Consider the following 19427-nt stretch of genomic DNA (forward strand, 5'->3'; position numbering starts at 1 on the left):
AGGATGCGGCCAGCCGCTGGATCAGTAGCCGTTACGCTTCAGAATCGTTTCAATGCTTTCTTTCGCTGGCCGCTCGTAGAACTTCAACAGTTCGGCGGTGCGGTTGGTGAAGAAGCCATCCGCGCCATCATGGCTGATCCGCTTGAAGTCCTCTGCGTCGTCCACGGTGTACGGGTGGATCACCATGCCTTTCTCGTGGGTCAGGTTGTTCATCCAGGGTTTGACCAGGTCCATGTAGCTCTGGTCGCCACCCTTGGCCAGTTGCGACGAAGGGCCGGTGCCGATGGCGCCGTGGGCCTTGGCCCAGTCAATCCACTGCTCGAACTCCTGCGGTGATTTGACTTCCTGTGTCGCGTAATAGCTGGCCTTGTCCTTGGCTCCGGAGTCCTTGAACGCGACGCTGGACTTGGGCTCTATCGAGCCTTCGCCAATCCACAACAGCATGACTTTGGGCACTTTCGGCATTTCTTTCTGCAGCAGTTCCAGGCTTTGCTTCTCGAACGTCTGCAGGACCACGCGTCCCGGCATGTGCGCGACGTTGACATGGCCGGCCGCTGCCGCAGGGCGCTGGTCGAGCCAGCCGCGTTTGGCCAGTAGTTTTTTCAAGTCGGCTTCGACACCGGGAAACTTGTTTGGCACCTTGGTCTCGATGTACAGCCCCGGCTTGTTCGCGCCGCCCTCGGCGATGTCGATGACCTCATCCAGCGTCAGGATCTGCAACCCGTTGTAACTGTCGCGGGCCCTGTCCGGGTAAGCCTTGTTGAACCACGAACCGGCGTCCAGTTGCTTGAGCTCCGCCAGGGTGAACGTGCTGACCGGGTCTTTCACCCGTGTCGGGAACACTTGTGCGATGTTGGTTGTGCGTTCGAGCACGTCATCGTGCAGTGCTATCAGCACGCCGTCCTTGGTCCGCTGGATGTCCATTTCCAGGTAGTCCGCGCCCAGATCGCGCGCCAAGGTGTAGGCCGGGATGGTCTCTTCCGGCGCGTCGAACGAAGCACCACGATGGGCAATCACAGCCGGCCAGGGCAGGCCGTATTTCTCGCTCAGCACCTTGCCTGGGGCGTCCGCCGCCGCTGCCATGCCTGACGACAGCATCAGGCCTGACATGACAGCCGCAGCCAAAAGGGTCTTTTTCAACAGGGTGGTGGGAAATCCTTGCATGGGCGGGTGTTTCCTTGTTTTTGAGAAAGCCTGTTTTATGAGCAGCCTGCGCGCCAGCTCATAGCGGCACTGCTCGCGCCGCTGCGCGCAACGATAGCGCACTTGCTGATTGCCAGGTCTGCTTGCCGGTTAGTCTGTCCGGAAAATGCGTCCACTTTATGAATGCCCGGCGCGTTCGGGAAGGCTTTTTTCAGTTCCAGCGTCAGCAGCCCTGCACAAGCGCGTCGAGTCGCGTTAAGGTCAGCGTTTTGCTGATCGAGCGGGAGCGCGCATGACAACGGTATTGGTGCTGGTCGAAAACCTGGACACGTATTTGCCGATTCTTGAAAGCAGCGGTTATCAGTTGATTCGCGCCCCGACGGCCGAACTGCGCGCCGAGGCGATTGCCACGCACGGGCAGAGCATCAATGCAGTGGTGACCCGCGGGCCGCTGGGATTTTTCGCCGAGGAAATGGATGCACTGCCGCAGCTGCGCATCATTTGCGTAAGCGGCGCCGGTTACGAGAAGGTCGACCTGCCTGCCGCGCAGGCGCGGGGCATCGTCGTGACCAATGGTGCCGGCGTCAACGCCGCCACCGTGGCCGATCATACGCTGGCGTTGCTGCTGTCGTTGGTACGCGACATTCCGCAGGTCGATGCGTCGGTGCGACGCAGCGAATGGCGCAAGGTGGTACGCCCGTCACTGGCAGGCAAGCGCTTGGGGATCGTCGGGCTGGGGGCAGTGGGGCTGGCGATTGCCAGGCGTGCTGCCGCCTTCGACATCGCCATCGGTTACCACAACCGCAAACCGCGCAGCGACTGCGATTACACCTGGCATGCGACGGCGCAGGCCCTGGCGGCCGCGTCGGATTTTCTGGTCATCGCCACGCCCGGTGGCAGCGGCACGCAGCACCTGATCGACGCTGGGGTGCTTGAAGCGCTGGGCCCTGAGGGGTTTCTGGTCAACATTGCCCGCGCCAGCGTGGTGGATACCCAGGCGTTGGTCAGTGCACTGCAGAATCAGCAGATTGCCGGAGCCGCGCTGGACGTGTTCGACGATGAACCGACGGTGCCGGACGTGTTCAAGACCCTCGGCAATGTGGTGCTGACACCGCACGTGGCAGGTCTGTCCCCCGAGGCCTCGAGAGACAGTGTGCAAATGGTCAACGATAACCTGCTGGCGTTTTTTGCCGGGCAACCGGTGCTGACGCCTGTGACTGAATGAGCAACCGTGCAGCGTTGCATGCGAGGCATTGCTGTAACGCCCATTCTGCTGATTTTGCTGCCTGTTTATAGTCCGCCCGGGCTGTACGACATTAAACAGGGAGCAGGACATGGGCAAAGCAGATAACACGCGCAACGGGATACGGATCGGTCTGGTAGGGGACTTCAATGCGGATGTCCCCGCGCATCAGGCCATTCCATTGGCCTTGCAAAGGGCGGCGGAGGCCAATCACGTATCGGTCGGCTTCGAATGGTTGCCGACGCCGCTGATCGGCAGCGGTGCGCAACTTGCCGGATTCGACGGCCTGTGGTGCGTGCCGGCCAGTCCGTATCTGGACATGCAGGGCGCGTTGACGGCCATTCGTTTCGCTCGCGAGCATCGGGTGCCGTTTCTGGGGACCTGCGGGGGCTTTCAGCACGCGTTGGTCGAGTACGCACGCAACCAGTTGGGCTGGGCAGACGCCGAACATGGCGAAACGGCGCCGGACGCGGCAAACGTGATCATCGAGCCGCTCAGTTGCTCACTGGTCGAATCGGTGGCAGCGATCCAGTTGCAACCCGACACGCTGATTGCCCAAGCCTATGGCAGGCTCGATATCGAAGAGCGCTACCACTGCCGCTATGGCCTGCGCCGCGAGCTGGAGCCAGCGCTGTTCGGCGAGCATCTGAAGGTCAGCGGGCGCGGTTCCGAGGGCGAAGTGCGCTGTATGGAGTTACAGGGGCACCCGTTCTATGTCGCCACACTGTTCCAGCCGGAGCGCGCTGCGCTGCAGGGTCAAACGCCTCCTGTGGTGGCCGCGTTGGTCCGTGCCTGCCTGAGCAAGCCGGCATGATGGCCGCCCGGTTTGCCAAGCCTTACTTTGCCGTGGTGTTCACTTCGCTGCGCACGCCTGACGATGATCAGGCGTATGCAGAGGCGGCGCAGCGCATGGTCGGCCTGGCCCGACAACAGCCCGGCTTTCTGGGCGTGGAGTCGGCGCGTGGCGAAGACGGCCTGGGCATCACCGTGTCCTACTGGACTGACGAAGCCGCGATCCTCGCCTGGAAACAGCAGGCCGATCATGCCGAGGTCCGCGAGCAGGGGCGTTCGCACTGGTATCAGGCGTTTACCACGCGAATCTGCCGAGTCGAGCGTGACTACGCATTCGATGCGTAGCCCTTCAGGGCATTACCGGTGGTACATAAGCCAGCGTGGTGCCCAGTGCCCAGAGCAGAAACAGCACCAGCGGCGTGTGGACCAGCAACTGCACGAACGAGAAGCCGATCAGGTCACGCGCCTTCAGGCCCAGTACACCCAGCAGCGGTAGCATGTAGAACGGGTTTATCAGGTTGGGCAAGGCTTCGGCTGCGTTGTAGATCTGTACCGCCCAGCCGAGGTGGTACTGCAGGTCGTTGGCGACTTGCATCACGTAGGGCGCTTCGATGATCCACTTGCCGCCGCCTGACGGAATGAAAAAGCCCAATATGGCCGAATAGACCCCCATCAGAATCGCGTAAGTGTCGTGGGAGGCAATGCTGGTGAAGAACGTCGAGATGTAATGCGCCAGGGTCTGCGCGTCGCCGCCCTTGACCGTCGTCAGTAGCGCGGCGATCGAACCGTACAGAGGGAATTGAATCAGCACGCCAGTGGTGGTGGGCACCGCCCGTGCGACGGCGTCTAGAAAACTGCGCGGTCGCCAGTGCAGCAGGGCGCCGAGCATGATGAACAGGAAGTTGTAGGTGTTGAGCCCGGAAATGGCGGTGATCGCCGGTTTGTTCGAGAACTCGTTGAACAGCCAGCCAACCCCCAGCAGCACCATCAGGATGATCAGCAGCGGGCTGTATTCCAGCCATTCACCGGGCCGTGTGCGGGGCGGCAGTGGCGGCAGATTGAAGGCCGGATCGACACCGCAGGCTTTGGCATCGCGGGCGCTGTTCGGACCCGGCGCGGTGGCGTAGGCAACGATCAGTGAGATGACCACCAGCGCGGCGAGCATGACCCCGGATTGCCAGAGAAAGATGGTTTCGGTGAACGGGATCACGCCGGTAATCGCCAGGATCGACGGCGGCAGACTGGCCGGGTTGGCCTGCAGTTGCGCGGCCGAAGACGACAGCCCCAGCGCCCAGACCGCGCCCAGGCCCAGATAGGCTGCCGCGCCCGCTGCACGGTAATCCATGCGCAGGTCGGTGCGGCGTGCGAGGGCACGCACCAGCAGGCCGCCGAACACCAGCGACAGGCCCCAGTTGAGCAGCGAAGCGAGCATGGAAATCAGCGCCACCCAGGCGACTGCCGAACGGCCGTTGCGCGGCACCCGGGCCAGGCGGTCGATCAGGCGCACCGCAGGCGGTGAGCTGGCGACCACGTAACCGCCGATGACCACGAAGGCCATCTGCATGGTGAACGGAATCAGACTCCAGAACCCGTCACCGAATGCCTTGGCAGCCTCTGCCGGACGTGCGCCGATGGCCAGCGTCGCCAGCGTGACGATGACCACCGCCAGTGCGGCAAATACCCATGAATCAGGAAACCAGCGTTCAGCCCACGCCGCGCAGCGCAAGGCAAATCGGGCGGAGCGGCTTTCTTCTATGTTGGCGGCCATCTGGGGCACCTCTTTTTGTAATTATTATCGGGGAGTTACTTGAACAGCCGACTATTGCGGACGCAGAGCGTCCAGAACGGCGTTCCCACGCTGGAGCGTGGGAACGATGGGGGCTGGCTATGCATTTCGTGACGCTCTGCGTCATACGGTTGTGCAGGCCACACGAGCGTGTGGCAACGAGAGGCGCGTCAAAGATGCCTGCGCTCAGAAACTCATCTCGATGACGTCGTCCGGCACGATCAGCCTGCCTGCTGTTTTGGCCACGATTTCTTCCACGCTGACCCCCGGCGCGCGTTCGCGGAGGATGAATGCGCCGTTTTCGATTTCCAGGTACGCCAGGTCAGTCAGCACCTTGCGGATGCAGCCCGCACCGGTCAGCGGCAGGCTGCAACGGGTGAGCAGTTTGGATTCGCCGTCCTTCGACGCATGGGTCATGGTGACGATGATATTGTCGGCACCCGCCACCAGGTCCATCGCGCCCCCCATGCCTTTTACCAGCTTGCCGGGGATCATCCACGAAGCGATGTTGCCTTCGATATCCACCTCGAAAGCGCCAAGCACCGTCAGGTCGACATGGCCGCCGCGGATCATCGCAAAGGATTCGGCCGACGAGAAAATGGATGCGCCGACGCGTGCGGTGACCGTCTGCTTGCCGGCATTGATCATGTCCGCGTCGATGGTGTCTTCGGTCGGGAAGGCGCCCATGCCCAGCAGGCCGTTTTCCGACTGGAGCATGACGTCGATGTCATCGGGCACGTAGTTGGCCACCAGGGTCGGAATACCGATGCCAAGGTTCACGTAATAACCGTCCTTGAGTTCACGGGCGACACGTTGAGCCATTTGTTCGCGGGAAAGTGCCATCGTCTGAAGCCTCTTTGTTGTTGTAGGACCAAGGCTGCGCTATCAGGATTTTCTGACGGTGCGCTGTTCGATGCGTTTTTCGAAAGTGCCCTGAATGACCCGGTCGACGTAGATGCCGGGGGTGTGGATCTGGGTGGGCAGCAGCACGCCGGGCTCGACGATTTCCTCGACCTCGACCACGGTGATCCGTCCGGCGGTGGCCACCACCGGGTTGAAGTTCTGTGCGGTATGACGATAGATGACATTGCCGAAATGGTCGGCTTTCCAGCCCTTGATCAGCGCGAAATCACCGGTAATGGCCTCTTCCAGAATCACGTTGCGGCCGTTGAACTGACGGGTTTCCTTGCCTTCGGCGACCGGCGTCCCGTAACCGGTCGCGGTATAGAACGCGGGAATGCCCGCGCCACCGGCGCGCAGTTTTTCCGCCAGGGTGCCTTGTGGCGTGAGTTCGACTTCCAGCTCGCCGCTGAGCAGCTGTTTTTCGAACAAGGCGTTCTCGCCCACATAGGACGAAATCATTTTCCGGATCTGCCGGTCTTCCAGCAGGATGCCGAGTCCGAAGCCGTCAACGCCGCAGTTATTGGAAACCACGGTCAGGCCCTTGATGCCCATGCGCTTGATCTGCGCGATCAGGTTTTCCGGGATGCCGCACAGGCCGAAGCCGCCGCAGAGTACCGTCATGTCGTCGGTCAGCCCGGCGAGGGCTTCTTCGTAGGTCGCTACTCGTTTATCGAGTCCAGCCATGATGATCCGCCTTTTATAGTTGTTGACCGGCAGTCGCACTGCCGGAGGATCGGGTGACCTGCATCTTCTCTCGACGGGACTGATTTGTTAATTTTGTTTTTCTGATCAATTCATAAGAAAAGCAAATATATGAACGTGAAGCAGCTTCGCGCTTTTCTGGCCGTAGCGCAGTACCTGAGCTTCGCTCAGGCCGGAGAGCGGCTGAACGTTTCGCAACCGGCCTTGAGCCTGACGATTAAAAGCCTGGAAGAAGACCTTGGCGGACAGTTGTTGACGCGCACCACGCGCAATGTGGGTCTGACGCCCGAAGGCGAAACCCTGTTGCCGCTGGCGCGCCAGTTGCTGGCCGACTGGGACAACACCGAAGAACTGCTGCGTCAGCGTTTTACCCTGCAAATGGGGAGGGTGTCGGTCGCCGCCATGCCGTCGTTCGCCGGCAATCTGCTGCCAGCGGCCTTGAAGGTGTTTCGTGGGCGCTACCCGCGCGTCAATGTGGCGGTGCATGACGTGATCAACGAGCAAGTGCTGGAGATGGTCCGCCATCGCCGTGTCGAACTGGGTATCGGCTTTGAGCCCGAGTCGAACAGTGCCCTTTCGTTTACTCCGTTCTATATGGACCGCTTCGTCGCCGTGGTGCCCCGTGAGTCGCCGCTGGCCGAGCGGCGCGAGGTCGCCTGGGAAGAACTGCTGCGTGAAGACTTCATCGCCCTGCAACGCCCGTCGGCGGTACGTTTGCTCCTGGAACAGGCCATCGAGCCTCGCCATGGCAAGCTGGCGGTCGCGTTCGAGAGCCATCAGTTGTCGACCATCGGGCGCATGGTCGCCAATGGCCTGGGCGTCAGCGCGGTGCCGTCGCTGTGCATCGGGCAGATGCAGGAACTGGGGGCCTGCTGCATTGCGCTGGTAGAGCCGCTGATCGAGCGGCGTATCGGGCTGATGATGCTCGCCGATCACAAGCTTTCAGCGGCTGCCCAGGCGTTGTGCGAAGTGTTGATCGAGAATGCTCGCAACAGTCGATAGCGACTATCACGGCGGATGATTTTTGCTGCGTCGGGGGCGGGCGTAACCTTGCTTCATTCCTGAAATGAAGCCCGACCGGAGGCCCCCGATGAACCGTATGCTCGCCCTTGCGCTTGTCCTGACATTTACTGTTGCACTGGTTTCCGGCTGCTCCACTCACCACGCTGTCGAGCAGCGGGCATTCAGCGCTGAAGAAAGCCATCAGTTGGCCCTTGAAGACCTCAACCGTCGCGGTCTGTCGTTTGATGAGTATCAGGCACGCAAGGCGCAATTGATGGCGGACCCACAGATCCAGCAGGCGCGGGACTTCGATGAAAAAGGCGAAACGAGTGTCGACCTGGGTATCGCGGGTCAGCAGCCACAAGGCTAACAGTCTGCCTGAACATGGCTTTCCGTAAAAACTGTACTGCTGTAATTGGCCGTCAACTGTCCGTGTGTTTCCTTGACCGCCTTCGATAGGGTGAGTACCTGACTCACTGATCCGGACAGGCAGCATGTTTCTCTCTTTCGATTTGCTTCTGGCATTCACACTCTTCGCGTTCGTCACCTCGATCACTCCCGGCCCCAACAACATGATGCTGCTGGCCTCGGGCGTGAACTTCGGTTTCAGTCGCACCATGCCGCACATGCTGGGTATCAGTGTCGGCTTTTTCGTTCTGGTGCTGGCCGTCGGCTTCGGTCTGGGCAGTGTGTTCAAGGCCTGGCCGGTTCTCTACACGATTCTGCGCTACGTGGGCGCTGCCTATCTGCTTTACCTGGCCTGGAAAATCGCCACCTCGGGGCCGGCCTCCGACAACGTCGACAGCCAGGGCAAGCCGCTGAGTTTCATGAGCGCTGCGCTCTTTCAATGGGTCAATCCCAAGGCCTGGATCATGGCGATCGGGGCAATCAGCACCTACACCCCCATGCAGGGCTACTTCTACAACGTGGTGGTGATTTCGGCAGTGTTTGCGCTGATCAACCTGCCCAGCGTGGGCGTCTGGGCAGGCTTTGGCAGCTTGCTGCGCAACGTTCTGCGCGATCCGCTCGGGTTACGTATTTTCAACGGCGTGATGGCAGCGCTGTTGGTGGCCTCGTTGTATCCGCTGTTCATCGAGCATTGAAGGTTCTACAACGCCAGTTGCAAATGCCCGCCAGCCTGCTTGTGACGCGCCTGCAAGCGGCGTTGCAGACCGTGGTGGAAATGTTCCAGCCCTTCATGCAGACGCTCGGTGAGGATTTCGTCCAGCGTACCGCCCTGTTCGTTGTCGTCGTAGCTGACCTGGGTATCGATGGCGAAGATGCCGTGCAGCACTTCCTGTGACTTGAGCGCCGAGAGCACCGGCTTGAGCGCGTAATCCACGGCCAGCATGTGCGCGATACTGCCGCCGGTGGCCAGCGGCAAGACCACTTTGCCATGCAGCGCGCGCTCGGGCAGCAAGTCGAGCAGGGTTTTCAGTGCACCGGAAAATGATGCCTTGTACACCGGCGTACCGATCAGCAGGCCATCGGCCTGACTGACCGCTTCGATCAATTCCAGTACCTGCGGACTGTCGAAGCGGGCGAAAAGCAGATCCTCGGCATTGAAGTCGCGTATGCGCAATGTGGTGACTTCAATGCCGTGACTCTGCAGCCAGCGGCTGGCGTGGGCCAGCACAACGCCGGAACGGGATCTGGGGGAGGGACTGCCTGAAAGTGAAACGACGCGCATGTGGGATGTCCTTGCGATAAGCGTAAATCTGCAAAGCAGCTTATGTGCCAGCCTTCTTGTGCGTCTGGCTATGGCCCGCAGCCATTGGCTCTGCGTGTGTTGCGTACCGCGAGAGCGGGATCGCCGCGCTGATGCAAAACCCGTCAACTGTTGAACAGCTGTTGCTCTGGCAACAGTCTGGCGTTGTGCGACGGGCAAAAAAAATCCCTGCACAACCGCGTGCAGGGAGATTGGAGAACCGCCGCCTGGGTCAGTTGCGAAAGGCCGCACCGGTCTGTATCACACTGGCCGAGCCGAGCAACTGGCTGATGAAGCGGCTCCAGCGGGTGATATCGGCCGGGCCGACGAACACCACATCCTGCGCCTTGAGCTCGAACTGCCCCGCCAGCAGGTAAGCGGTGGGCTTTTTGGCATTGAGGTGGTAGACGGTGGAGGGCGCCTGGGCAAAGTTTTCCGCACCGCGTATGACGTACACCGCATCGCCGTCTGCGCTGTCCGGGCTGAGTCCGCCGGAATTTCCCAACGCCTCGAGCAGCGTCAGGCGGGTGGTGCCGAACGAGATCACCTGAGGGTTACGGACCTCGCCCAGCACGTAGATCTTGTTTCGCGAGTTGCTGTTGAGGTGCAGGTAGTCGCCATCCTTCAGGAAGATCCGGCTCAGTTGCGAGTCCCGGCGATTCAGCGAGTCGATGTCGATCAGGTAATCCTTGCCCTCCCGGCGCAAGGTCAGCCCGGCCAGGTTGGCATCGGTCAGGTCGACGCCGGCGACACTCACCGCCTGCACCAGGCTCAACGGAATATTGGTAATCGGTTGCGGGCCGGGGACCTTGAAGGAACCGGACAGCAGTATTCGCTGGCTGTTGTAGCGCAGCACTTTGACGTCGACCTTGACCTCGGTGTACTGCGGCGCCAGGCCCATGCGCAACTGCTCACGAACCTCGCTGACCGTTCTGCCACTCGCGCGGATTTTACCTACATAGGGGAAGTAGAGCGTGCCGTCGTTGAGCACTTCCCGGGTGTTGGCATCCAGTTGGTCCTGTGAGCCGGGCGCGGTCAGTTCCGGGTGTTCGAACACGGTAACCAGCAAGGTATCGCCAGCACCGATCACGTATTCCGGAGTCCTGTAGTCCAGCAGCGCCTGCGGCAGGGCCTTGGCCTCTGCAGTGGCGCGCAGTTGCTGTTGCTGCAGGGTTTTCGGGGTGACTTCGATCAACTGTGCCCGGGGTTCGTCCGGCGTATCGAGGGTGACGTCATCCGGCGTCATATGTTGCCCCGGCGCGAACGCACAGCCTTGCAGCGCCAGGCTGACCAGCAGTAACGCAGTAAAGCTTCGATTCATGACGTTTTTCCTTTCATGGCATTGCTCCTTTCTCGTTGCGTACCGAGGGTGTTCGGTGGGTGCTCAGGTCAGCGCCGGCATCAGAAGGCGTTCTTGTTGACGAACCCCTTGAGCAGCGTCAGCAGAATGATTTTCAGGTCCAGCCAGAGCGACCAGTGCTCGATGTATTCCAGGTCGAATTCGACGCGCATGCGCATCTTGTCCAGCGTGTCGGTTTCGCCGCGCCAGCCGTTGATCTGCGCCCAGCCGGTGATGCCGGGCTTGACCTTGTGGCGCAACATGTAGCCGCTGACCTGCCCGCGGTACTGCTCGTTATGGGCAATGGCATGGGGGCGTGGGCCGACGATGGACATGTCGCCGTGCAGCACATTGAAAAACTGCGGCAGTTCATCCAGCGACGTCCGGCGCAAAAAGCGCCCGAGCGGCGTTACCCGCGGGTCGTTGCGTGTCGCCTGAAGCACCACGTCGGTGTTTTCCTGGACGCTCATGCTGCGGAACTTCCAGACCATGATCGAGCGGCCGTCCAGCCCGTAGCGGCGCTGGCGGAACAGCACCGGGCCGGCCGAGGTGAGCTTGATGGCTGCCGCGATGGTCAGCAGCGGCACAGCGATCAGCAACAGGATCAGGCTCGACAGCACGATGTCTTCGGCACGTTTGGCCAGGCTCCAGGCACCGTCCATGGGCGAGTCGAAAATGCTGATACTGGCCAGGCCGTTGATGCTTTCACTGCGCGCATGCAGCAGGTCGAACATGAACACATCCGGAATCAGATATACCGAGGCGGTGGTGTCGCTCAGGCCGCTGATCAACTCGCGCAGTTGCGGTTCGGCGCTGAAGGCGAGGGTTATGTACACCTTGTCGATCCGGCCTGCGCGGGCATCTTCGATCAACTGCTGCAGGTCACCCAGTACTGGCGGGCGGCGCTTGTGTGCCTGCAGATTCATCTGCTGCGGGTGCGCGTCGTAAAAACCGAGCAGGATCAGGCCCATCCAGGGCGCAAGGGCGATGGACCGGGCCAGCCGCTCGCCGACCTGGCCGGTGCCGACGATGGCCACCCGACGCGTGTTGAAGCCACGCCGACGCAACGTGTGCAGGGTCAGACGGATCAGCAGCCGGTAGCCGCAGAGCACGGCGAGTGCCAGCGCGAACCAGCTCATCTGGCCGTTATCGGGCAATTGCGTCTGGCTGAGCAGCAGGCTGTTCAGCGACAGCAGGGTGATGAAGGTCATCGCCCAGTAACTGAAGACCTTGGTCAGCTCGCGCAGGATGCGCTCGCCACGCCATGAGCCATATAGCTGGTGATACTCGCTGACCCAGTGAAAGACCAGCACCGCGAGGAAAATGTGCGACCAGGCTTCTGTGCTGCCGGTGACCGTCAGCCCGGTTTGCCAGTACCCGATCAGCACGATGACGGTCAGGTCCAGCAAGCGATGGGCAAGCGAAAGCGCTGACTGATGGGCACGCAGAATGCCGCGGACTGAAGTACGCATTGGGAGGGCTCGCTCAGACGGTTTTCAGGGAGACGACACGGCCTGGCAGTTCGCTGCCTGCCTCCGGCGATGCTTGAACGACCCATTGCGACTGAGGCGGGCGCGCCATATGAGCCCTGTGCGAGATGGCCAGGCGGCCCTCGACGAAGGCTTTGATCTCCTGCTCGAAGCGCACGACCGAAAACCGCTCGGCATTGGCCCGGCAGGCCTCGGGAGAGATGCGCGATTGCGCCGCTTCGAATTCGCCGATGGCGGCGCTCAGTGACGCGACCGTTTGCTGTCGGTAGAACACGCCGGTCGGCTGCGGGTGATCCAGACCGCGCACGGTCTCCATGACGCCGCCCTTGGCGAAGGCGATGACCGGCGTGCCGCAGGCCTGGGCCTCGACCGGGCTGATGCCGAAATCCTCCTCGGCAGCGAAGACAAACGCCCTGGCGCTGCGCATGTGCTCCAGCAGTACGCTGCCTGGCTGAAAACCCAGCAGTGTCACGTTGCTCACCTGGCCGGCAATGGCCTGCGCCTTGGCCAGGTCCGGCCCGTCGCCAATCATGATCAGGCGTTTGTCAGGCATCGCGGCGAAGGCTTCGACGATCATCGGCATGCGTTTGTAAGGCACCATCCGCGAGGCGCTGATGTAGAAGTCTCCGCGCGCGCCCTGGGCGGTGAAGCCGAGCGTGTCCACTGGCGGGTAGATGACGGTGGAGTCGCGCCGATAGGCCTTGGTGATGCGCGCTCCTATAAACCCGGAATTGGCAATGAAGGCATCCACGCCGGTCGATGTGCGTTGGTCCCACAGGCGAATGTAATGCAGGATCAGGCGCGCCAGACCACTCTTGATGCCCTTGCTCAGCCCTGACTCCTGAAGGTACTGATGCTGCAGGTCCCAGGCATAGCGGATCGGCGAGTGCACATAGCTGACGTGCAATTGGTCCGGGCCGCACAGCACGCCCTTGGCCACCGCGTGGCTGCTGCTGATGATCAGGTCATAACCGGACAGATCCAGTTGCTCGATGGCCAGCGGCATCAGCGGCAGGTAGCGCGAGTAGTGTTTGCGGGCGCCGGGCAGCTTCTGGATGAACGTCGTTCTGGCGATCTTGCCATGCAGGTGTGCGCGGTCCTGATCGCTGAGGAAGTCGATGACCGCAAACAGGTCCGCAGTGGGCCAGACGTTGATCAGTGACGCGAGCACGCGTTCGGCACCGGCGTAGCTCACCAGCCAGTCGTGGACGATAGCGATTCTCATGGGCGTTCCTTGCTGTAATGGCCCGCGCTACTGCGGACGCGACGGCGCGCATCCTGGCGTTGCTGTTGTGGATTCAGGGTTTACCGGTGGACGATTCGGCGGTAACGGCCAGTCTGCTTTGCGCCTCTGGGCCGGACGCCAGCAACGTATCGATGCGTTGGGACAGGCGCTGCGCGGAAAGCTCCCAGGAAAAGCGCTGGACGTTTTGCAGACCCTGGACACGAAGTGCCTTGCGCAAGGGCGCATCCAGCAGAATGCGCTGCATGGCTGCGGCCATGTGGCTGACATCCAGTGGGTCGAAATACAGTGCACTGGCCTGCAGAACTTCAGGGATCGATGCAGCGTTGGCCGCCAGCACCGGGCAGCCGCAAGCCTGGGCTTCGAGCGGCGGGATGCCGAAGCCCTCGTAAAGCGAAGGGAACACGAAGGCGGTAGCGCCCTGGTATTGCGTGATCAGTTCGGCATCACTGAGGCGACCCAGAAAACGGATACGCGGATCACGGCAGGCGAGGTGTTGAAGGTTCGGGTCGGCGAACAACCCACTGGCTGCGCCGACAATATGCAACTGCAGATCCGTGTGGCCACGCAGACTGAGAAAGGCCTGAATCATGCGTCTGAAATTCTTGTGCACGGCCGGCGAGGAAACGGCCAGCAGGTATTTAGGCTGATCGACAGTGGTCGGACCCGGTATGAAATCGTCGCTGACCGCAGCCGGTAAGACGAGCACCTTGTCTTCGGCGTAGCCATAGAACGAGGATATTTCTTTGCGCGAGAAGTGGCTGCCGGTGATCAGTGTTCTGGCGCGTGACAGCAGGATCGGGGTGATGGTCCGATAGGCCAGCCGGAACAGCCGGGTGTAGCTTTGCGGGTAGCGCACATAGTTGATGTCGTGGTGAGTCGCAATCTGGTTGCCATACAGCATGGGCCCTGTGTTACTGATCGAGATCAGCAGCGGACTGCCACGACGCTTCAGGTACAGCGGCAGATCGATCTGTTCCCACGCATGCCCGGTGCAGCGCCCGATGCAGTGCGCCTCCAGTGCGCTGGCGCAGTCATGCCGTCTGATATTGCGCGGGGCAACGAATACCAGATCGTCGCGCAGTCGTTTCAGCGCTCTGCACATCTGCTCTGCGTAGCGCTGTACGCCACTGATGTCCTGGGTAAGGAACCGTGCATTGATGAAAATCATCTTGAGCATCCTGCTGATGAAGGTGAGCGGGCGGGTGCCACACCGTGTCCGTGATGTCGTCAAAGGGGGCGATTGCGCCCGTGCGCCGTGCTACGTGTTAGGTGCTACGTGCTACGTGCTGCGGTCCTGCAAGGTCTGGGCGAAGATGCTTTCGTACTGGTCCAGCATCAGGTCCAGGTTCATCAACGACGCGACGCTGTTGCGCGCCTGGCTGCCGAGGCGTGCCAGCAGTTCGGGCTGCTGATGCAGCCTGAGCATCGCCAGCCCCAGTGAGTCCGGATCATCTGGGCTGCACAGCAAACCGTTGAGCGGTTCCTGAATGATTTCCGTCAGCCCGCCCATGCGGCTGGCGATGACCGGCAGCGAATGCGCGCAGGCCTCGACCGCGACCATGCCGAACGGCTCATTCCACAGGGAAGGCACAATCGCCACGTCGATCTGGCGGTAGAAATGTTCGGGTCTCTGAAAACCGACGAAGCTGATGTCGGGGGATGTGACCATGGCCCTGAAGCGCTTTTCATCGGATGGCTGTCCGCGCCCGGCAATCTGCAGGGTGGCTTTGAACGGCAGATGCTGGAACTGATCGATCAGCCACTCCAGCCCCTTGTTGGTCGACAGTGTGCCCAAGTAACCGAAGCGCAACGGCGCGGTATCGACAGGTGCTCTTGGCTGCTCGCGACTCGCTGGCGTAAACGGGCTGGCGTTATGCACCACATACCCTCTGGCGTTCTTGAAGTAACCCTGTGCCTGCAGTGTGTCGAGCATGAAGCGGCTGACACCGACCACAGCGCCGACCTGTTCCGACTGTTGTGCATGATGGCTGCGCAACCGTGTGCACGTGGTGCAGCGGTGCTGGCAATTTTTGCCCTTTCTGAACATCGTGCTTGCCGGGCAGAGCAGGTAGAAGTCATGCAGGACCTGCACGATCGGCCAATCGGCCTGGGCGATCTGGTCCCATGCCGAGACCGACCAGCCCGTCAGGTTATGGCACACCACCAGTTCCGGTTGCTCCAGCTCCATCACACGCTCTACGTACTCGCGCATGTCTGCGTTATAGCGATCACGCCAGTGCCAGGCAAACCGCGTCAGACGGCCTGGGCGCTGGGCCATGAAGTGCCAGTAGCAGTTGAGCAGGCCGGCCCGATAGACCTTCACCCGATTGACCTCCGCCAGTTGCAAGCCAGGCCGGTCGGTGGTGGCCAGTACCGCGACGCTGTGCCCACGCTGCTGCAGACCCTCGACGGTACGTTGCAGAATGATTTCTGCGCCGCCACCGATATCGGGTGCGTAGAGGCTGTTGATGAACAGGATTTTCATAGTGGGTAGGCCTTGTTCAGGCCCAGCCTGCCGGCTTCGCCCTCGCGAATGGCGTCGTTGAGCAGGTCCAGACGCAGGGCCGCGTCATAGCGCCAGGCATACAGGTTCAGAAGGCAGAGAAAGACCCGGCGGTTGAGTCGATAGCTGAGTGTGGAGGCTGCCCAGACATGCTTGTCGAACCAGGCCTGATTGCGTGCTGCGTAGTAGGCGCGCAGATCCGATCCGCCCAGCAGGTAGCTTTCATAGACATTGCGCGTACGTGCCTTGATGTTCCAGGAATCTTCCAGATCATCCAGCCGCGCGTCGGGCACCAGAAACAGCTTTCCGCCACCGTCGGTGATGCGCCAGGTGTATTCGCTGTCATCGCTGTACAGCTTGAGAGAATCCAGTGGCAGGCCGATCTTTTCGTAAAGGCTGCGATGGGCAAGCAGCCCCCCGTAGGTGGCAAAGGGCAGTTGCACGCGTTCCGGCATCAGCCGGGCCGCATCTGGCTGTCCCCAGGGCAGGCGTCGCCAGATCTTGTACGGCAACTGGGCGATGTGAAAGCCGAAGAAACTCGAGCGTCGCTGAATCGCGTATTGCAGCGGTACACCTGCGGCTATATCGGCTTGATGCGTGGGGCGAAAGCCGAGCACCGCGCAGTTGTCCTGGCCGTCGATGACTTGCCGTTCACGCAAGGACCGATGCAATACCTCGATGGCGTGCGCGGTCGGCGCGTTGTCGTCGTCCATCAGCCAGATGCACTCGTCTCCGGCCTGCAGCGCGGCGTTGATGCCCACCGAGTAGCCATTGGCCGAACCGGTGTTGTGCGATAGCCAGATCACTTGAACCTGATCGGGCCACTCGTCGCACAGCGCATGCAGCGGCGCGACGGAGGCATTGCTGACAACGATCACACGGCCGATCAGCGGACTCTCCAGCGAGCGACTGATCAGGGTGTGCAGATAGCTGAAACGTTCACCATAGGTGAGCGTCACCAGGGTGGTCTGGCGCGGCATGGTGCGATTCCAAGGCGGGTGAAACGGGCGTGCGACGCATGTTTTCAGGACGCGTCGAGCGGCAGATTGCGGCGGGTTCCAGCGCTAGGCGCTGGCCTCGATTAGCGACAGGCTGCTGATCGGCAGCACCACTTTTTGCTGACGCTGCAACATATTGAGCAGGATCACTGCGCGCTGCGTGCCGTCCTCGCTCAGAAAGATGGCCTCGACGTCACCCCAGCTGGCATGCGTAATCAGCACCGCGTCCCCTCGGGCAAACTGTGTTTTCGGCGCTGGTGTGGCCAGTCGCTGGCGGATCTGCTCGATCAGATGATCGCGAACCGGCACCGGGTGACCGCCAAAGGTCACGATGCGCGAGACTCCGCGGGTGGAGCGGATCGGGTACCAGTTGTCCTGCACCTGATCCATGTGAATGAACAGGTAACCGGGGAACAAGGGCTCGTCGGCCTGACCCCGAATGCCGGTTTTTTTGGCATCGGCCTGTAGCGGTCGATAGCACTCAAACTGCTGACGCCGCAAATGCTCTTCGGCGCGGGCTTCCTGCCGCGGTTTGGTCTGGATCAGGTACCAGCGGACATCCTGTTCGGAGCGGGACATGGTTAATTCCTTTTAATGAAACGGCTCGGTCAGCGGCAAGCAGCGCCCCGTCTATCGGGGCGCGGGGTGGTAGTTGTAGCCATAGGCGGCGCAGTCGTAGTCGGACGTCGTAGCCTTGCGCACCACCGCGTTGAAAATGGCGCCCTTTATCAGGATGCCGTTCTGCCCCAAACGGCGTTTGCAGGCTTCGATTTCCTGGACGGTGGTCATGCCAAAGCGCGCCACCAGCAGGCAAGTGCCCGCCTGACGACCCACCAGCGTCGCGTCGGTCACGGCCAGAATGGGCGGGGTGTCGATCAGAATCAGGTCATACAGCGGCGACAGTTCGGCAAGCATCTTGTTGAAGTTGTCATGCATCAGCAGTTCCGAGGGGTTGGGCGCGGCGAAACCACAGGAGATGAAATCCAGATGCCGGACACGCGTGGCGTTGATGACCTCGGTGCAACGCAGACGCGCCGCCAGTGCGTCGGACAGCCCGTGTTTGGGTTGCAGACCGAAGAGGCGATGCAGGTAGCCTTTGCGCATGTCGGCATCGATCAGCAGGACCCGTTTGCCGGTCTGGGCAATGATGGTCGCCAGATTGCTCGATACAAACGACTTGCCGGCTCCCGGTGTCGGGCTGGATATCATCAGCACGTTGTTGCGTGCTTCAAGCATGGCGAAGTGCAGACTCGTACGCAGGCTGCGCAATGATTCGATCGCCAGCTCGGCGGGCGCGGCAATGCTCAGCAACTTCGAGTCCTTGCCGGCAGGGTCGCGCTTGTCCAGATGCTCCTGTTGACGCGAGTGGGGCAGCGACGCGTAGACCGGCATACCCAGGTTTTCAATGACCTCGGCGCTTTCGACGCCGCGATAGAACGCCTGGCGCACGAAAACGATGGTCATTGCGACCAGTGCGCCGAATAGCGTGGCAATCAGCACGATCAGCGTCTTCATCGGTTTGACGGGTCTTTCGACATTGGTGTCCGCGTTGTCGATGACCCGGACATTGCCGATGTTGCCGGCGCGCAGAATGTCCTGCTCCTGGCTTTTGTTGAGCATCAGTGTGTAGGTCTGGCTGATGACCTGCATATCGCGGGTCAGACGCAACAATTCCTGCTGGGTCATGGGCAGCGCATCGATTTTCTTCAGCAGGCCCTGTTTCTGTTGTTCCAGCTGGTTCATCTGGCTCATCAGGCTGCGATAGGTCGGGTGCTCTCGGGTATAAAGCCGCTCCAGTTCGACGCGCTTGAGCTTTAGTTCGGAAAGCATCGATTCGAGACTGACCACCTGATCAAGCACCCCCTTGGTCTCGATACTCAGGTCCACCGATCGGGCACTGGTCTGGAAGGTGTTCAGCGCGGTTTCCGATTCCTCCAGCTGCTTGCGCACGGCCGGTAACTGCGAACGCAAAAACTGCAGTCGCTGGGCGGCTTCGGCCGAACTGCGCTCGACGTTCTGGCGTACATACAGATGGCTGACCTCATCGAGAATCCGGTTGGCCCGCTGTGCGTCCTGGTCCTCGATCGACAGGTAGATGATCCCGGAGTCTCTGCCGGCCTCTATGATTTTCAGGCGGTTCTGATAGAGCAGCGCGGTGCTGAGCGTGCGTTGTCTGGAGACAGTGAAATCGGTACCGGGCCGCGCCTGCAGCGTAGCGACCTGGATCTTGATCCCTTTGCCTTCGACGACGCGATTGACGGCACCGCCGAGCAGCAGATTGTGTTCGTTATCGTAGAGCGAGAACTGTCCCGGCTTGCCTGCGGTCAGGGTGAGCTTTTCACCCAGCAGGTGCTCCGGCACTTCCAGTTGGAACAGCTCTATTTTTTCGCCGCCCCACGCATAATGGGTCAGGCCGAACAAAGGCTGCGCCAGTTCACCGTCGCGTGCGGGCTTGAAGGTGCGATACAGATAAGGACCGATCACAGGGAAGAAGTCGGGCGTCTGGAGCGTACTGAGCTTCAGATCGTCGACGACCTTGCCCAACAGGGCGCGGGACTTGATCAGCTCGATC

19 protein-coding genes are annotated in these 19427 nt (G+C 61.2%); 6 read left to right on the forward strand and 13 right to left on the reverse strand.

What is annotated here, in order from left to right; translation table 11 throughout:
* Positions 1–21: 21 nt before the first annotated feature.
* Positions 22–1164, reverse strand: a complete 1143-nt coding sequence (locus tag BLR20_RS14665) for a glycerophosphodiester phosphodiesterase (RefSeq protein WP_010434970.1) — start codon at positions 1162–1164, stop codon at positions 22–24.
* A gap of 271 nt (positions 1165–1435) precedes the next feature.
* Between BLR20_RS14665 and BLR20_RS14670 the strand changes: the two genes are divergently transcribed.
* From BLR20_RS14670 to BLR20_RS14680, 3 genes are all read left to right on the forward strand, one after another.
* On the forward strand, positions 1436–2368 hold the full coding sequence (locus tag BLR20_RS14670) for a 2-hydroxyacid dehydrogenase (protein ID WP_054992589.1): 933 nt from the start codon (positions 1436–1438) through the stop codon (positions 2366–2368).
* 109 nt (positions 2369–2477) lie between these two features.
* Complete coding sequence (locus tag BLR20_RS14675) at positions 2478–3200, forward strand: CTP synthase C-terminal region-related (seleno)protein (RefSeq protein WP_032611545.1); 723 nt, start codon at positions 2478–2480, stop codon at positions 3198–3200.
* Positions 3197–3523, forward strand: coding sequence for an antibiotic biosynthesis monooxygenase family protein (locus BLR20_RS14680; protein ID WP_032611543.1), 327 nt, complete (start codon positions 3197–3199; stop codon positions 3521–3523). The genes BLR20_RS14675 and BLR20_RS14680 overlap by 4 nt, the downstream gene beginning before the upstream one ends.
* 4 nt (positions 3524–3527) lie before the next feature.
* Here BLR20_RS14680 and BLR20_RS14685 read toward each other — a convergent pair whose 3' ends face one another.
* The 3 genes from BLR20_RS14685 to BLR20_RS14695 form a co-directional block, all read right to left on the reverse strand.
* On the reverse strand, positions 3528–4946 hold the full coding sequence (locus BLR20_RS14685; RefSeq protein WP_010434966.1) for a short-chain fatty acid transporter: 1419 nt from the start codon (positions 4944–4946) through the stop codon (positions 3528–3530).
* Between the two features lie 204 nt (positions 4947–5150).
* Positions 5151–5807 carry a CoA transferase subunit B gene (locus tag BLR20_RS14690; RefSeq protein ID WP_010434964.1) on the reverse strand — a complete coding sequence of 219 codons (657 nt, stop codon included), beginning with the start codon at positions 5805–5807 and terminating at the stop codon, positions 5151–5153.
* Positions 5808–5849: 42 nt separating this feature from the next.
* On the reverse strand, positions 5850–6551 hold the full coding sequence (locus tag BLR20_RS14695) for a CoA transferase subunit A (protein WP_003391701.1): 702 nt from the start codon (positions 6549–6551) through the stop codon (positions 5850–5852).
* A 129-nt stretch (positions 6552–6680) separates the two neighbouring features.
* Here BLR20_RS14695 and BLR20_RS14700 point away from each other — a divergent pair, with 129 nt between their 5' ends.
* The 3 genes from BLR20_RS14700 (at position 6681) to BLR20_RS14710 (ending at position 8674) form a co-directional block, all read left to right on the forward strand.
* Positions 6681–7571, forward strand: coding sequence for a LysR family transcriptional regulator (locus BLR20_RS14700; RefSeq protein ID WP_010434962.1), 891 nt, complete (start codon positions 6681–6683; stop codon positions 7569–7571).
* Positions 7572–7659: 88 nt separating this feature from the next.
* Positions 7660–7941, forward strand: a complete 282-nt coding sequence (locus tag BLR20_RS14705; RefSeq protein WP_054992590.1) for a hypothetical protein — start codon at positions 7660–7662, stop codon at positions 7939–7941.
* Positions 7942–8065: 124 nt separating this feature from the next.
* Positions 8066–8674 (forward strand): LysE family translocator, encoded by a 609-nt coding sequence (locus tag BLR20_RS14710; RefSeq protein ID WP_054992591.1) that lies wholly within the window; start codon positions 8066–8068, stop codon positions 8672–8674.
* Between the two features lie 5 nt (positions 8675–8679).
* Here the strand turns inward: BLR20_RS14710 and ssuE are convergent, their stop codons facing one another.
* From ssuE to BLR20_RS14755, 9 genes are all read right to left on the reverse strand, one after another.
* Positions 8680–9261 carry an NADPH-dependent FMN reductase gene (ssuE, locus tag BLR20_RS14715; RefSeq protein ID WP_054992592.1) on the reverse strand — a complete coding sequence of 194 codons (582 nt, stop codon included), beginning with the start codon at positions 9259–9261 and terminating at the stop codon, positions 8680–8682.
* 250 nt (positions 9262–9511) lie between these two features.
* Entirely contained in the window at positions 9512–10600 is a 1089-nt protein-coding gene (locus tag BLR20_RS14720; RefSeq protein WP_054992593.1) for a polysaccharide biosynthesis/export family protein, read from the reverse strand.
* A gap of 80 nt (positions 10601–10680) precedes the next feature.
* Positions 10681–12090 (reverse strand): undecaprenyl-phosphate glucose phosphotransferase, encoded by a 1410-nt coding sequence (locus tag BLR20_RS14725; protein WP_054992594.1) that lies wholly within the window; start codon positions 12088–12090, stop codon positions 10681–10683.
* A gap of 13 nt (positions 12091–12103) precedes the next feature.
* Positions 12104–13333, reverse strand: a complete 1230-nt coding sequence (locus BLR20_RS14730; protein WP_054992595.1) for a glycosyltransferase family 4 protein — start codon at positions 13331–13333, stop codon at positions 12104–12106.
* Positions 13334–13406: 73 nt separating this feature from the next.
* Positions 13407–14522 (reverse strand): glycosyltransferase family 4 protein, encoded by a 1116-nt coding sequence (locus BLR20_RS14735; protein ID WP_054992596.1) that lies wholly within the window; start codon positions 14520–14522, stop codon positions 13407–13409.
* Positions 14523–14633: 111 nt separating this feature from the next.
* On the reverse strand, positions 14634–15839 hold the full coding sequence (locus BLR20_RS14740) for a glycosyltransferase family 4 protein (protein ID WP_054992597.1): 1206 nt from the start codon (positions 15837–15839) through the stop codon (positions 14634–14636).
* Positions 15836–16837, reverse strand: a complete 1002-nt coding sequence (locus BLR20_RS14745; RefSeq protein ID WP_054992598.1) for a glycosyltransferase — start codon at positions 16835–16837, stop codon at positions 15836–15838. The genes BLR20_RS14740 and BLR20_RS14745 overlap by 4 nt, the downstream gene beginning before the upstream one ends.
* A gap of 84 nt (positions 16838–16921) precedes the next feature.
* Positions 16922–17434 carry a transcription/translation regulatory transformer protein RfaH gene (gene rfaH, locus BLR20_RS14750; RefSeq protein ID WP_010434947.1) on the reverse strand — a complete coding sequence of 171 codons (513 nt, stop codon included), beginning with the start codon at positions 17432–17434 and terminating at the stop codon, positions 16922–16924.
* Between the two features lie 51 nt (positions 17435–17485).
* Positions 17486–19427, reverse strand: a 1942-nt coding sequence (locus BLR20_RS14755; protein ID WP_074594782.1) for a polysaccharide biosynthesis tyrosine autokinase, incomplete at its 5' end; no start/stop codon positions are given.

Source organism: Pseudomonas congelans, from assembly GCF_900103225.1.
Lineage (GTDB): Bacteria > Pseudomonadota > Gammaproteobacteria > Pseudomonadales > Pseudomonadaceae > Aquipseudomonas > Aquipseudomonas congelans.